14 protein-coding genes and 1 pseudogene are annotated in these 13,845 nt (G+C 40.9%); 8 read left to right on the top strand and 7 right to left on the bottom strand.

All coding sequences use genetic code 11. The annotated features are described in order from the left end of the window. Window positions 1–15: 15 nt before the first annotated feature. Window positions 16–1,422: an L-seryl-tRNA(Sec) selenium transferase gene (gene selA / locus LG336_RS13450; protein WP_404333160.1), complete on the bottom strand. Its 1,407-nt coding sequence runs from the start codon at window positions 1,420–1,422 to the stop codon at window positions 16–18. 142 nt (window positions 1,423–1,564) lie between these two features. Between selA and LG336_RS13445 the strand changes: the two genes are divergently transcribed. Together LG336_RS13445 and LG336_RS13440 are read left to right on the top strand one after the other, a co-directional pair. Next, entirely contained in the window at window positions 1,565–1,840 is a 276-nt protein-coding gene (locus LG336_RS13445) for a YqhV family protein (protein ID WP_404333006.1), read from the top strand. 95 nt (window positions 1,841–1,935) lie between these two features. Further along, window positions 1,936–2,439: a DUF3231 family protein gene (locus tag LG336_RS13440; protein WP_404333005.1), complete on the top strand. Its 504-nt coding sequence runs from the start codon at window positions 1,936–1,938 to the stop codon at window positions 2,437–2,439. A gap of 36 nt (window positions 2,440–2,475) precedes the next feature. Here the strand turns inward: LG336_RS13440 and LG336_RS13435 are convergent. Next, window positions 2,476–2,658 (bottom strand): annotated as a pseudogene (locus LG336_RS13435) (Rdx family protein); the annotation flags it as partial. A 190-nt stretch (window positions 2,659–2,848) separates the two neighbouring features. Here LG336_RS13435 and selD point away from each other — a divergent pair. After that, window positions 2,849–3,901 carry a selenide, water dikinase SelD gene (gene selD, locus LG336_RS13430; RefSeq protein ID WP_404333004.1) on the top strand — a complete coding sequence of 351 codons (1,053 nt, stop codon included), beginning with the start codon at window positions 2,849–2,851 and terminating at the stop codon, window positions 3,899–3,901. A gap of 73 nt (window positions 3,902–3,974) precedes the next feature. Here selD and LG336_RS13425 read toward each other — a convergent pair whose 3' ends face one another. The 5 genes from LG336_RS13425 to LG336_RS13405 form a co-directional block, all read right to left on the bottom strand. After that, window positions 3,975–4,787: a YitT family protein gene (locus tag LG336_RS13425; RefSeq protein WP_404333003.1), complete on the bottom strand. Its 813-nt coding sequence runs from the start codon at window positions 4,785–4,787 to the stop codon at window positions 3,975–3,977. Between the two features lie 158 nt (window positions 4,788–4,945). Then, complete coding sequence (locus LG336_RS13420; protein ID WP_404333002.1) at window positions 4,946–5,893, bottom strand: L-threonine 3-dehydrogenase; 948 nt, start codon at window positions 5,891–5,893, stop codon at window positions 4,946–4,948. Window positions 5,894–5,967: 74 nt separating this feature from the next. Then, the gene (locus LG336_RS13415) at window positions 5,968–7,158 is read right to left on the bottom strand and encodes a glycine C-acetyltransferase (protein WP_404333001.1); all 1,191 of its coding nucleotides are present in this window, start codon (window positions 7,156–7,158) and stop codon (window positions 5,968–5,970) included. A gap of 179 nt (window positions 7,159–7,337) precedes the next feature. Continuing rightward, entirely contained in the window at window positions 7,338–8,075 is a 738-nt protein-coding gene (gene pssA, locus LG336_RS13410; RefSeq protein WP_404333000.1) for a CDP-diacylglycerol--serine O-phosphatidyltransferase, read from the bottom strand. A 213-nt stretch (window positions 8,076–8,288) separates the two neighbouring features. Next, entirely contained in the window at window positions 8,289–8,576 is a 288-nt protein-coding gene (locus LG336_RS13405) for an AbrB/MazE/SpoVT family DNA-binding domain-containing protein (protein WP_404332999.1), read from the bottom strand. A 190-nt stretch (window positions 8,577–8,766) separates the two neighbouring features. Here LG336_RS13405 and LG336_RS13400 point away from each other — a divergent pair, with 190 nt between their 5' ends. The 5 genes from LG336_RS13400 to LG336_RS13380 all read left to right on the top strand — a co-directional run bounded on the left by LG336_RS13400 (window position 8,767) and on the right by LG336_RS13380 (window position 13,814). Then, entirely contained in the window at window positions 8,767–10,317 is a 1,551-nt protein-coding gene (locus LG336_RS13400) for an ABC-F family ATP-binding cassette domain-containing protein (RefSeq protein WP_404332998.1), read from the top strand. 219 nt (window positions 10,318–10,536) lie between these two features. Continuing rightward, window positions 10,537–11,427 carry a putative selenate ABC transporter substrate-binding protein gene (locus LG336_RS13395; protein WP_404332997.1) on the top strand — a complete coding sequence of 297 codons (891 nt, stop codon included), beginning with the start codon at window positions 10,537–10,539 and terminating at the stop codon, window positions 11,425–11,427. Window positions 11,428–11,437: 10 nt separating this feature from the next. Further along, window positions 11,438–12,190 (top strand): phosphonate ABC transporter ATP-binding protein, encoded by a 753-nt coding sequence (gene phnC, locus LG336_RS13390; RefSeq protein WP_404332996.1) that lies wholly within the window; start codon window positions 11,438–11,440, stop codon window positions 12,188–12,190. A 2-nt stretch (window positions 12,191–12,192) separates the two neighbouring features. Next, window positions 12,193–12,981 (top strand): PhnE/PtxC family ABC transporter permease, encoded by a 789-nt coding sequence (locus tag LG336_RS13385; RefSeq protein WP_404332995.1) that lies wholly within the window; start codon window positions 12,193–12,195, stop codon window positions 12,979–12,981. After that, complete coding sequence (locus LG336_RS13380; RefSeq protein ID WP_404332994.1) at window positions 12,978–13,814, top strand: PhnE/PtxC family ABC transporter permease; 837 nt, start codon at window positions 12,978–12,980, stop codon at window positions 13,812–13,814. The genes LG336_RS13385 and LG336_RS13380 overlap by 4 nt, the downstream gene beginning before the upstream one ends. The last annotated feature ends 31 nt before the right edge of the window (window positions 13,815–13,845 follow it).

Below are 13,845 nucleotides of genomic sequence, written 5' to 3'. Positions count from 1 at the left end.
GGACCTGTTTTGTTTTTATAAGCTAGTTAATGCTTTAATTACCAAGTCTTCTTCTTCTACACTAACTGTGCGAAGGTCGAACTGAATTTCATCTTTTTGAATTCGAACCACTATTGCAGGATTGGTCTCGGTTCTAAGCTTTCGTGCAAGTTGTTCTGCTGAGAATGCATTATGTGTTAGTGAAACCAGGTGTGTTGGTAATTCTACGTCAGGCATCGTGCCTCCTCCAACTTGACTGGTTCCCTCTATAAGCTTCACCGTATAATTAGCTTTTAAACTTTTTAGCTTATCGATAAATTGTTGAGTTCGGTTGTAGATTTCATCAGGAGACAATAGTAAATTACGAATGGTTGGAATCTGTTCAATTCCTTTTTGCCCTTTAAGATAATCCGTTAAGGTCCCTTCAAGGGCAGCCAACGTCATCTTATCCACACGAAGTACCCGCGCCAATTGATGTTTTTTCAATTTCTCAATGAGTTCCTTCTTCCCTGCTATTAAGCCTGCCTGCGGACCTCCTAGCAGCTTATCGCCACTAAAGGAAACGATATCGGCCCCCATCTTTAACACTTCACTTACGACAGGCTCATCACCGATGCCATGTTGACGGAAATCATACAAGACCCCACTGCCCAAATCTTCATAGAAAATCACATTTTCGTGTTGTGCGGCTACCGTTGCAAGCTCTTCTGTTTCAACGGATTTGGTAAAGCCCATGATTTTGAAATTACTTGTATGTACCTTTAAAATCATTCGCGTATCTTCACCAATCGCCCGTTCATAATCGTATACATGCGTTTTGTTCGTCGTACCAACTTCCACTAATTTCGCGCCACTTTCTTCCATGATAGAAGAGATTCTAAATGAACCCCCAATTTCGACTAATTGCCCTCTGGAAACGACCACTTCCTTGTCTTGAGCCAAAGCGCGGAGAATTAAGAAGACTGCTGCAGCGTTATTATTGACAACCATTGCAGCTTCTGCCCCAGTAATCTCCTTTAGGAGCGCTTCCGCATGGCTATGTCGTGAGCCACGCTCACCCTCTTCAAGCTTATATTCAAGATTCGAATAGTTTTGGGCTGTTTCAAGCACATGAGCCGTAGCTCGATCACTTAAACGCGCACGTCCTAAATTTGTATGTAAAATCGTCCCCGTTGCATTGATAACAGGTTTAAGCGTATAGCCTTGTTGATTAGTTACTTTTTGGGCAAGTTGATTGAATAAGTGATCGATAAAGGCTGCTTCCCCAGGCTTAGGTCCGTTCCAACTATTATGAATGATTTCTTGACGTATCTCCGCAACCACCTGTTTTAGGTGATTTGTCAGGATACTAAAATCGAATTCCAGTTGTTCAGCGATTAAATTAAAACGAGCATCCTTTTGAAGCTCGTGGACTGGCGGCATTTGCCTCAATAATTGCTTCACCATAGTTCCCTCCAGATTTACAATTGCCCGTTCATTATAGCATTTTTTCCAAGAAATCCATTGGTTAAAATAGATTCCTTGTCCTTCTTCCTGTTTTACGTGCATATATTGTTCACAAAAGACTTGTCTGCAGGAGGAAGAGATGTTTAATTTAATTGAAAAAGCAGTTCTAGGAATGGCAGCGTTAAGGTTGTTTTCGGGAAGCGTTGAAATTTTTGCGGCGATTCTTATGCTGAAGCTAAATGATGTCGGCAAAGCCCTGGTCGTGAACAGTTCCTTGGCTTTAGTAGGTCCAGTCATCCTGATTTTAACAACCACAATTGGATTGCTTGGCCTTGCCGATAAAATTTCATTCACAAAAATATTTTGGGTCTTATTAGGAGTTGGCTGCATTTTATATGGTGTTAGGAGCAACTAATTTGATTGTCTCCCTTATAAGATGTTTTCCAAGTATGAAACCTTTCCTTTCTTGAAAAACTAGCGGTAAGAGAATTTCAGGAGGGATAGGATATTATGGGGATTCTAAGTGGTGATCCAAAGGAAGAGCCGTTGCATGCCGGAGAGGTGTACCATTTATGGACACATTTGTTGGAAACAAAGACACTACTTGTCAATTTACAGGTGTTAAAGAGTCATACTGGTGATGAAGATTTAAAAACATTTATTGACGAGTTTACTCAAGACTGTATCCAAGAAGAGGAAGAACAGGTTGAAGAAATACTGAAAGAAAATGGACTCAGACTTCCACCAGCACCACCGGATCGACCAAAGGTGAATCTTGAAGACATACCTGCGGGTGCAAGATTTAATGATCCAGAGGTAGCGGCTTTAATTGGCAAAGAACTCATAGCTGGAAAAATGATTTGTAGTTATGTGAGTAGTATTGCGATACGCGAGGATGTTGCGAAGATGTTCAATGAATATTACACCAACCGCGTCGAGCAACAAGATAAGCTATTGAAAATGAATAAGGAAAAAGGTTGGTTGATTCCACCACCACTAAATACGAAGAATTAAAATGAAAAGGCGCCTGGACAGACCAGACGCCTATTTTTAGTTTTCTAACTTAGCAATAATCTCCTCAGAGGAAGGGAACATCCCCGTCTCATCCTTTGAATAGATTTTCTCCCCATTTACAGTGACTTCAAAGACGCCACCTGAAGCAGGAACCAATTCCATCTTTTCAATCTGTCCACGAAAGTGTGTAAATAAATCTTCTGCGAAACTCGCAGCTTTTGGTGCGAAGTTTCACATCATGCAGAATTCAACTTTAATTTGAAGCTTTTCCATTCTTTATACCCCCATAGAAGCAATGCTAGTTTGTATCATCATTGTAGTAAAAATAGACATATTTCGCAAACGATTGGATTAGAAAAGTGATTTTTAAAAAAAGCTTCTGTATACTAGAGTCTGGAGGTGTTGAGTTTTGAGTGAACAAGAAAAAATACGTCTTACAACCTTGTCCTCTAAAGCTGGCTGAGGCTGCAAAATCAGTCCTGAGGACTTGACGCAAGTTTTGCGTCTATTACCAAAGCAAGAACCAGTTCCTGAATTACTGGTTGGCAATGAAACGTCAGATGATGCTGGAGTATACAAACTCACTGATTCCATTGCCTTGATCCAAACGGTAGATTATTTCACTCCTGTAGTGGATGACCCATATATGTTTGGCCAAATTGCGGCTGCGAACTCATTGAGTGATGTCTATGCGATGGGTGGCGAACCTAAGACCGTTTTAAATATCGTGGGGTATCCAGTTAAAAAATTGGGACCTGATATTTTGGCTGAAATTATGAGGGGTGCTGGCGATAAAGTCAAAGAAGCTGGTGCAATTACAATTGGTGGACACTCGGTAGATGACCAAGAGCCGAAGTTCGGGTTATCCGTTACTGGAATTGCTCATCCAGATGCCATTTGGAAAAATGTTGGAGCAAAACCTGGTGATGTTTTGGTTTTAACAAAACCATTAGGCGTGGGAATTGTAACGACCGGGATTAAACGCAACAGAGTCACCCCTGAACAGGAACAAGCCGTTACCGAAACAATGGCACTCTTAAACAAATCAGCAGCTGAAGCGTTAAAACCATTCCATCCTAGTGCGGTAACCGATGTAACTGGTTTTGGACTTCTTGGCCACGGGAGCGAAATGGCACGTGGGAGCGATGTAACTCTTGAGTTCTCCTTATCAAAAGTTCCTGTTCTAGATGGAACGTTTGAGCTTGCTGCCGAAGGAGTTGTGCCTGGCGGATCCAAAGCAAACCATAAATGGCTCGAAAACGATGTGGCATATGATCATATCACCGAGTCAGAACAACTTGTTCTTTGTGATGCTATCACTTCAGGAGGATTACTGGTTGCCCTTGCAGCAGCAGAAGCCGGTCAATATGTAGAGGAATTACATAAGGCAGGTTTAGCTCAAGCAACAATCATCGGTCAAGTAATGCCAAAAAGTGAAAAGCTTATCAATGTTGTAAGATAAAAATTGCAAAAAAGTCAAAAAGAAAAGCAGTATGCCTCTAGGCACACTGCTTTTCTTTCTTATCAAAGTTCAATTACACTCGTGGTTTATGGAACAACCCCATCACTTCAACGGTTTCGGTAATATTCACAAATGCAGATGAATCAATTTGCGAAATTAACGTTTTAACTTCGCCTAATTCATATCGAGAGATGACGGTCATTAGGATCTTTCGCTTTTCATTCGTATACCCACCCATGCCATCGAATACCGTTACGCCACGGTAGACATTTTGTAGTAAATGTTCGCGCATTTCTTCGCCCTTCTGCGTAACAATCATTAATGTTAATTTTTCATGATGAGTGTAAACGGCATCAACGACTTTTCCTGTGACAAAAATAGAAACCATTGTATACAAGGCCGAATCCCAATTGAAGAGCAAGCCACTGATCAGAATAATAGCTGCATTCATCACCGTTAACATTGTGCCAATTGGGAAGTCTTTTTTCCTCGCTATTAGCATGCCTATCACATCTAACCCGCCTGATGAACCTGAACAACGAAAAATGATTCCAATACCAATTCCTGCTACTACTCCACCAAATATCGAAGACAAGATAATATCATTAGCCATCTTCATTACCGGTATAATATAGAGCCCCATAGATATGACCGTTACAGACAGGATAGTATGGATAATAAATTTTCTTCCCAGTTTCATATATCCGAGTATTAATAATGGAAAATTCAATAGGAAGTTTGCAATCCCTGTATTAATCGGTGTCAAGATTCCGAAAATCATCGAAATACCTGTTATCCCACTGCTTAAAATTTCATGTGGGATTAAAAATAAGTTAAACGCCATCGCAACAATGACTGAACCAAGGATGATTCCAAGGATTTGCATGTATTTCCCTCCTGTCCTTCTAGCTACCTATATAGAGGATACATAAGCAAATCCTATCATGTAAACTTAATAGTTTTTTATTATTATTTTAACTAATCTGTCGATTCTTTCGTTACCCTAATTAATTTAGAGATTGCAACGTAAATGCAACTGTTCCATCAAATCCGTTTTTGCTTCAATTTCATTATCATATCCTTTGTCATTGCTTCGAGATTAAACTTCGGGTTAAAGCCCCATTCCTCTTTTGCTGCAGTTGCATCCAATCGATTGGGCCAGCTTTCGGCTATTTGCTGACGCAATGGGTCTACCTGGTAGTGCATCTTAAAATCGGGTAGTTCTTTTTGGATTGCACTGGCCATTTCTTCTGGGGCCACACTCATCGCGGTGACATTAAAAGCATTTCGGTGCTTTAATTTTCCTCCATCCGCTTCCATTAACCTAATGATGCTATCAAGGGCATCTGGCATATACATCATATCTAGATAGGTTCCCTTATCAATGTATGAAGTATAGGTTCCATACTTAACGGCCTCATAATAAATTTCAACAGCGTAATCCGTCGTACCGCCGCCTGGTGGGGTTTGATAGGAAATGAGCCCAGGGAAACGCAACCCTCTCGTGTCCACACCATAACGATGGAAGTAATAGTCCGCTAACAATTCCCCCGCTACCTTATTTACTCCGTACATCGTTGTCGGGCGTTGAATGGTGTCTTGAGGCGTACCATCCTTTGGCGTACTAGGTCCGAAGGCACCAATTGAACTAGGTGTAAAAAACTGTGCGCCGAGTTCCTTTGCTGTTTCTAGGGCATTCAAGAGACCACCCATATTCAAATTCCACGCGAACACTGGGTTGTTTTCAGCAGTCGCTGATAATAAGGCTGCAAGATGTAAAATCGTATCTGCACGGAATTTTTTTGCTACTTCAAGCATCGTTTTCCCGTCCATCACATCTAAAATTTGAAAGGGACCATCTGTTGATATTTCACGGTCATCCATTTTTATATCCGTTGCCAGGACGTTTTCTTTCCCGTAAGTTTCCCTAAGCTTAACCGTCAATTCTGACCCTATTTGACCGAGCGCACCTGTAATCATCATCCGTTTCATTGAATAGCATACCTCCGATCCATCACGAGTAGCTAAGATATACTATTCAATTGTGTTATAAAGGGATTATTATTTCAGGTAATCCCAAGCTCCTTCCCGACTTTCTCATAAATGGCCAACGCCTCATCTAACATCTCCTTCGTATGAGCGGCAGTAGGCATATTACGCACTCTACCCGTTCCCTTGGGGACAGTAGGAAAGACAATGGATTTAGCGTAGACTCCTTCTTCATATAACCGTGTACTGAAAGCCTGAGTCTTCGTTTCCTCCCCAATGATGCATGGTGTAATCGGTGTTTCACTGGCTCCGATATTAAATCCTAATTTTGTTAAACCTGCTTTTAAATAATCCGCATTTTCCCATAGCTTTTTATTCAACGCTGTACTTTCAGTTAATAATTCAATCGCCTTAATAGATCCTGCCACATCAGCTGGGGTTAGCGAGGTGGAAAATAAGAAGGGCCGGCTGCGTACTTTTAACCACTCAATTAACTCACGCCTTCCGGCCACATAGCCACCGACCACACCAATGGCTTTGGATAATGTGCCAATTTGAAAATCAATTTTATCAGATAAGCCAAAATGCTTAACTGTACCCGCACCATTACCAAGAACACCTGACCCATGCGCATCGTCTACATAAGTAATCAACCCCATTTCGTCGGCAATTTTAACGATTTCAGGCAATTTGGCAATATCTCCGTCCATGGAAAATACTCCGTCTGTAATAACCATGATTTTGTCATATTGTCCCGAAGATATCGCTTGTTTGGCTTTGACTCGTAAATCCTCCATGTCCGAGTGAGCATAACGGATGACGGTCGCTTTCGAGAGGCGACATCCGTCAATGATTGAGGCGTGATTTAATTCGTCGGAGAGGATGGCATCACACTGATCCATCACCGCAGAAATAGCGGCCATATTGCAATTAAAGCCAGACTGGTAAGCGATTGCTGCTTCTGTTTGTTTAAAATCCGCAAGCTTTTCTTCGAGTTCAAGGTGAATGTCAAAGGTGCCATTGATGGTTCTTACGGCACCTGCCCCCACTCCATAAGTACGAATTGCTTTGATGGCAGCTTCTTTTAGCCGCGTATCCGTTGCTAATCCAAGATAATTATTTGAAGATAGATTAATGAGTTTCTTCCCATTAATCGTAATAACAGGCCCGTTGGCACTTTCTAAAGGATCAATTGTGTTGTACAAGCCTTTTCCTTTTAACTCATTTAAGTTATCTGTTAGAAATTCCTTCAAACCTTTAGTAGACATTCTACTCCCCCTCTTAGCTATTTTTTTGACGTTCATCCACCATTATTCTATTTCCAGAAGGTATAGAAAGACATGTAAAAAAGAAAAAAGAAGGAAACTTTTAGCTTCCTTCTTCCCATCTAAATTCATATGAATTTTTTCTTGTGTCTTTAGAACAGATAGGAGGCATAACCCCTTACTTACTTTTTACGAAGTTTCCATTTAAAACGCTTTGGAAGCTTTCTTCTCCGCATTGGAAATCTTGGCTCTTTTTCTTTAAAGAAGCGCACAACAACATACAGGATATATGTTGCAAGTGCTACATAAAAGAAGACAGGTACTTGTTCAAATCGTGTCCTCGCAAACAAATACACCATGTAAAATAAAAATAGAGTAATGAGAATGCTGTACTTAGGCAAACCGATTTTCTTAAAACTAGGAATTCTCATTCTGCTCACCATTAAAATGGCTAATAAATAAAAGATGATGGCAAATAACCAAACAGGAATGGTTTTACTAAACAAAACTAAAAATGTAACAATCCCACCCGCCAATGTAATCGGGATTCCCTTGAAAAATTTTAGTGACTCGGATTGATCGGAGATATTAAACCTTGCAAGTCTGTACGCCCCAAATAATGGGAACAGTCCTGCAAACACAATGCCCACCATGCCAAAATCGCTAAAATACGTGTAGACTACCAACAGAGCAGGGACGACGCCGAAAGAAACGATATCGGCAAGTGAATCGAGTTCCTTTCCCATTTCATTGGAAACCCCAAGAATCCTCGCAACTCTACCGTCCACAGCATCCAACATAATCGCGATAAAAATCAAAATCGGGGCGTTTCGCATATCACCATTAATGATATAAATAATGGCTAGAAACCCACAAAATAAGTTTCCAAATGTAAGTAAATTTGGTATGTGTTTTTTCATGTCGCACGCCTTTCTCATGTAAGACTATAACCCCATCTTAACCTGTTATTGCCTAAATTAATGATAAAAATGTTAATAAATAATGGCATTTGGCCAATCTTAATAATTTGTTCCATTTCATCCAGTATATTCAAAAGCCACGTATTAAATCATATCAAAAAATACAGAAAAAAAATAGCAGCGTTTGTCACGCCGCATGAATCTATCCAAATGTTACTTAGCCGGATTTAACAAATAGGTTTCAAGTTCTTTCATTAATATTTCTGCACCCTCAGGGCTAAGAATAATTTTTCCACCAGCAAGTTCTAGGTTTTTGGAGCTTACTTGACCTGTGACCATACAGGTTTTATTTGGGCAGTACTTTTGGAGAATAATTGTATCTTCATCGACGAAGATCTCAAGCGGGTCATTATCATGAATGTCCATCTTTTTCCGCAATTCCATCGGAATAACGATTCGGCCTAGTTGGTCTGTTTTACGAACAATACCTGTCGCTTTCATGGTTTTCCCCTCCCTTATATCACAATTATAGCAAAGACAGGCATAATTTTCCATCAAGATCTTCTGAGACCATTCAAAATGATTTTTGATAGACTTCCAGTGAAAAGAACTTTCCGAAACGTCCAGAATTTAGTATCATCGAATAATGAGTGTATAAGATATATAAAGAAAAGAAGCGAGGATTTATAATATGAGTTTATTAACAGTAGATAAATTAAGTCACACTTTTGGTGACCGCACCCTTTTTAAAGACGTTTCCTTCCGTCTTCTTGCAGAAGACCACGCAGGCCTTGTTGGTGCAAATGGCGTTGGAAAATCAACACTGATGAATATCATTACCAATCAGTTAATTCATGACTCTGGGAAAGTGGAGTGGACTCCCGGAACCCATTATGGATATTTAGACCAGCACACAATTTTAACACCTGGAAAAACGATTCGTGACGTGTTGAACGATGCCTTTCTTCCTCTATTTAAAAGAGAAGAAGAACTAAATGAAGTAACGGCTAAAATGGCAGATGCTTCTCCAGAAGAACTCGAGCTGCTGCTTGAAAAAATGGCAGAGATTCAGGATGAACTGGATGCAGGTGGCTTTTACACATTAGACATTAAGGTAGAGGAAGCAGCGCGCGGCCTTGGGATTGATGCGATTGGACTTGACCGCGATGTATCAGCGTTAAGTGGTGGGCAGCGAACAAAAGTCCTCCTTGCAAAGTTACTGCTAGAGCAACCCAAGGTTCTCCTTCTTGATGAGCCGACCAACTATTTAGATGTCGAGCATATTCGTTGGTTATCTGGTTATCTAAAGGAGTACCCCTATGCTTTCCTATTGATTTCACATGATACCGAATTTATGAACTCCGTATCAAACGTGATTTTTCACTTAGAATTCTCAAAGCTTTCCCGCTATACTGCCACATATGAAAAATTCTTAGAGCTAGCGGAAATCAATAAAAACCAACATATTAACGCCTATGAAAAGCAAAAGGAATTCATTAAAAAGCAAGAAGACTTTATTGCTAAAAATAAGGCGCGCTACTCTACCACTGGTCGTGCGAAAAGCCGCCAGAAACAACTGGACAGAATGGAACGAATTGATCGCCCAGAGACGGCAGTGAAACCAACCTTTGAATTTAAAGAGTCTCGAAGCTCTAGCCGTTATGTATTTGAAGGCAAGGATGTGGAAATTGGTTATACCCATCCTCTTTTACCAAAGTTGACGATGACGATTGAACGCGGGGAGAAAATCGCTCTTGTTGGAATGAATGGGGTCGGAAAATCCACCTTGCTTAAAACAATCCTTGGAAAAATCCCTGCACTTAGTGGAAAAATTGAGCGCGGTGATTTCCTCTTTCCTTCTTATTTCGAACAAGAAGTAAAAGCGAAGGATATTACACCGATTGATGATGTTTGGAGTGCTTACCCAAGCCTTGATCAACACCAGGTCAGAGCAGCGCTTGCTCGTTGTGGGTTGAAAAACGAACATATCTCCCGCCCTCTCAATCAGTTAAGCGGTGGCGAGCAAGCAAAGGTCCGCCTTTGTAAGCTCATGATGGAGGAAAGCAACTGGCTTCTTTTTGACGAGCCAACCAATCACTTGGATGTAACCGCAAAAGCAGAGCTTAAAAAAGCCATGAAGGAATTTAAAGGAACCATCATCCTCGTAAGTCATGAACCTGATTTCTATGAAGATTGGGTAACAAAAGTCTGGAATGTAGAGGAATGGGCTGAAAAAGCTTAATAAAAATGACAAAAAAGTCCTAATGATTAGGGCTTTTTTGTTCTCTTTTGATTTATAAAATACCATTTATATTAAAATAAATATCAAGTTATTACTACGGTCTCTTGTATTTATAAATTCAATACATAAATATCTAATCTATCGATATTATGAATTGTAAGCACACTAGTATTCAATGGTATAGTAAAGAAGGAATTTTTTAGACAAGGAGACTACAAGATGAAAAAACAACTTGCAATTTTATTAGGAGTAATGATGGTTCTTTTCCTAGCAGCCTGCGGCAACTCAGACGATAATGCAGCAGAATCTGATAATGGCTCAGAATCTGAAAAGATTGAACTGATTAAAATCGGGATGATTCCCGATCAAAATACAGCGGACCTTAACCGCAGTATGGGTGATTTCGCAGCCGACCTAGCTGAGAAAACTGGGTTTGATGTAGAATTTGTTCCATCCGTTGATTACGCTGCGCTAGTAACGGCATTTGAAAGAGGCGAGATTCAATTAGCTTGGTTTGGTGGTTTAACGGGCGTACAGGCAAGAAATCTTGTTCCTGAAGCCGAAGCAATTGCTCAGCGCCCAATCGATGAAAAATTTGAATCCGTCTTTATTGCTCAAGCAGATTTAGAGATTACTTCTCTAGAAGAACTGAAAGGAAAAACCTTCACATTTGGTAGCGAAAGCTCAACTTCTGGACATTTAATGCCTCGTTATTTTATGATGGAAGCTGGGATTGATCCTAATGCGGACCTAGATGGTACTCCAAACTATTCTGGATCTCATGATAAAACCTATAAACTAGTTGAATCTGGTGCATTCCAAACCGGTGCTCTAAATATTTCTGTTTGGGAAGCAGCGGTTGAAGAAGGCAAAGTGGATACTAGCAAGGTAAAGGTTTTCTATACCACTCCACATTATTATGACTATAACTGGACAGTCAATAAGATGGATGAGGATACAAAGGCAAAGCTAAAAGAAGCCATCCTTTCCATGAAGCCTGGTGACAATGAAGTCATGGAGCTTTTATCTGCCGAACAATTTATTGAAACAAACAATGAAAATTACTCAGCCATCGAGAAAGTAGCGAAAGAACTAGAGATTATCAAGTAGGTGACACAGCGTGTCTATTCAGAATATAATAGAAATCAATCAAATATCGAAAAACTACGAGCGGAAGATAGCCTTATCTTCCCTTTCTTTTGTTGTAGAAAAAGGCGAATTAGTAGCTTTAATCGGGCCAAGCGGGGCTGGTAAAACGACTCTACTGAATTTACTCGCGACCATTCTTCAACCAGACAGCGGTGAGTTATTTGTAGATAGTAAGCCAATATCCCATTACTCTGATCAGAAGAAACGGGCCAAAAAAATCGGCATCATCCGGCAACAGTTTGACTTAGTTGGCCAACTCGCGGTCGTTCATAATGTGCTTGCTGGGAGATTGGCGGACTGGGGTTTGTTTAAATCCCTTTTCAGCCTGTTTATCCCACAAGAAAAACAAGCAGCTTTGCAAGCTTTAGAGCGAGTTGGACTTCCTGATAAGCTATATGAGCGTACTTCAAACCTATCAGGCGGAGAACAGCAGCGGGTAGCCCTTGCAAGATTGCTCATGCAAAAACCTGAGATTATCCTCGCCGATGAACCCGTGGCATCCCTTGATCCAGCAAGAGCCGAGGACATCCTCAATATGTTGACGAAAATTGCGAAGGAAGAACATCAAACTGTTATTGCCAGCCTTCATTCTGTTGAGTATGCTCGTAAATATTTTACAAGGCTGATCGCCCTTAAAAATGGTGAAATATTCTTTGACCTTCCAGCTGAACAAGTGACCGACCAGCAGCTCCAGGAGCTTTATCAGCTAAAGGAGCTGAACTAACGATGCTCTCCTTTGATCTTCATAAACGAAAGGTTCTTACCCTCATTCTGCTGCTTTTATTCGCATGGAGTTTACTGGGGGTAAACTGGCAAGAAGGTGTCATGCATTCAAGTGGGCTCGGTACTGCTGCTGAGATCTTCGCTGCGATGTTTACTCCAGACCTATCCTTGGGTATCCTCGCACTAGCTGTTGAATCCTCCTGGCTTACACTTGCTTATGCTACCGCAGGGATGAGTCTCGCGTTGATTCTTGCTTTAATTATCGGGATCCTTGCTTCTGGTGTGTTAGCTTCTGGGAAACGCTCACGAACGCTCATGAAAGGCTCTTTCCGTGGAGTCCTTGGGTTCATGCGAGCCATTCACGAGCTTGTTTGGGCTTGGTTGTTTGTTGCTTCCTTTGGACTTTCCCCATATGCCGCGATTTTTGCCCTAGCGATTCCATATGGCGGAATTCTTGGTCGAATCTTTGCTGACATGATCAATGACGTTCCCGAGGAGCCAATCCTAGCACTTAGAGCTACCGGAGCGTCTAGGCTTCAATGTCTCTTTTATGGATATCTTCCAAGCGTTAAAAACAGTATGATTAGCTACACGATGTATCGATATGAATGTGCGGTCAGATCTTCGGCAATCATGAGTTTTGTCGGTCTAGGTGGCTTAGGCTATCAAATACAACTGTCATTAGATGACTTGCATTATGATGAAGTTTGGACATTTCTGTATTTCCTCATCATCCTAGTTATTGTGATTGACGGCTGGAGTAATATGCTTAGAAAGAGGATGCTGCAATGAAAAAACGAAAATTCACATTTCTTACCTTTTCTTTCTATGCCTTCCTTCTTTTAATCGTTGCTTCCTGGTATTTTGTCATTGGGGTAAAAAACGCAAGCTTAATGGAATTGTTCTCAAAGGAAAATGTTGCGTATGCAAGTAAGTTTTTTAAAGGGTTATTTGGCGTTGGCCAAGAAGAAATAGCCTTTTTGAATCAGGATAGCTGGTCTTATGCCTTTACACTAACAATTGAAACGTTGCAAATGAGCATTATGGCGATTGGCTTTTCGACTATCGTCATGTTTTTAACCGTCATTCCAGCCGCTCGCAATGTTGCTGATGGGACCTTAACACTGTCGCGAAAATGGTATCGCTGGTTTGTGTTTGGGTTGATCCGAATCAGCTATATTTTTAGCCGAGCGATTCCAGAGCTTGTTTGGGCGATGATTATTATCTTTATTTTTAAACCTGGAATCCTCCCAGGTGCCATTGCCTTAGCGCTTCATAACTTCGGGATACTGGGAAAATTATGTGCGGAAGTCATTGAGGATACGGATTCTCGTCCAATCCGAAACCTTGCCTCTGCAGGCGCTGGGCGAGCACAAATTCTCTTGTACGGTGTGTTTCCCACGGTTCTACCACAATTCCTGACCTATATCCTGTACCGCTGGGAGGTTATCATGCGGACGACCATTGTGGTCGGATTCGTTGGAGCAGGAGGACTTGGTCAAGAATTTAAGTTAAGCATGAGCTTCTTCCATTACACAGAAATAACGCTGTTGTTGATCTGTTACCTCATTTTGGTAATCATTGCAGACTTTATTTCAGAGAAATCGAGATTCTTTGTAAAATAAGAAAAGTGGGGATGAATATCTTTTCATCTCC

This window comes from Mesobacillus maritimus, assembly GCF_044803185.1.
In the GTDB taxonomy this organism is placed as follows: Bacteria; Bacillota; Bacilli; order Bacillales; family Cytobacillaceae; genus Mesobacillus_B; species Mesobacillus_B maritimus_B.
The sequence above is the reverse complement of the archived record's forward strand: the minus strand, read 5'-3'. Positions and strand labels throughout refer to the sequence as shown.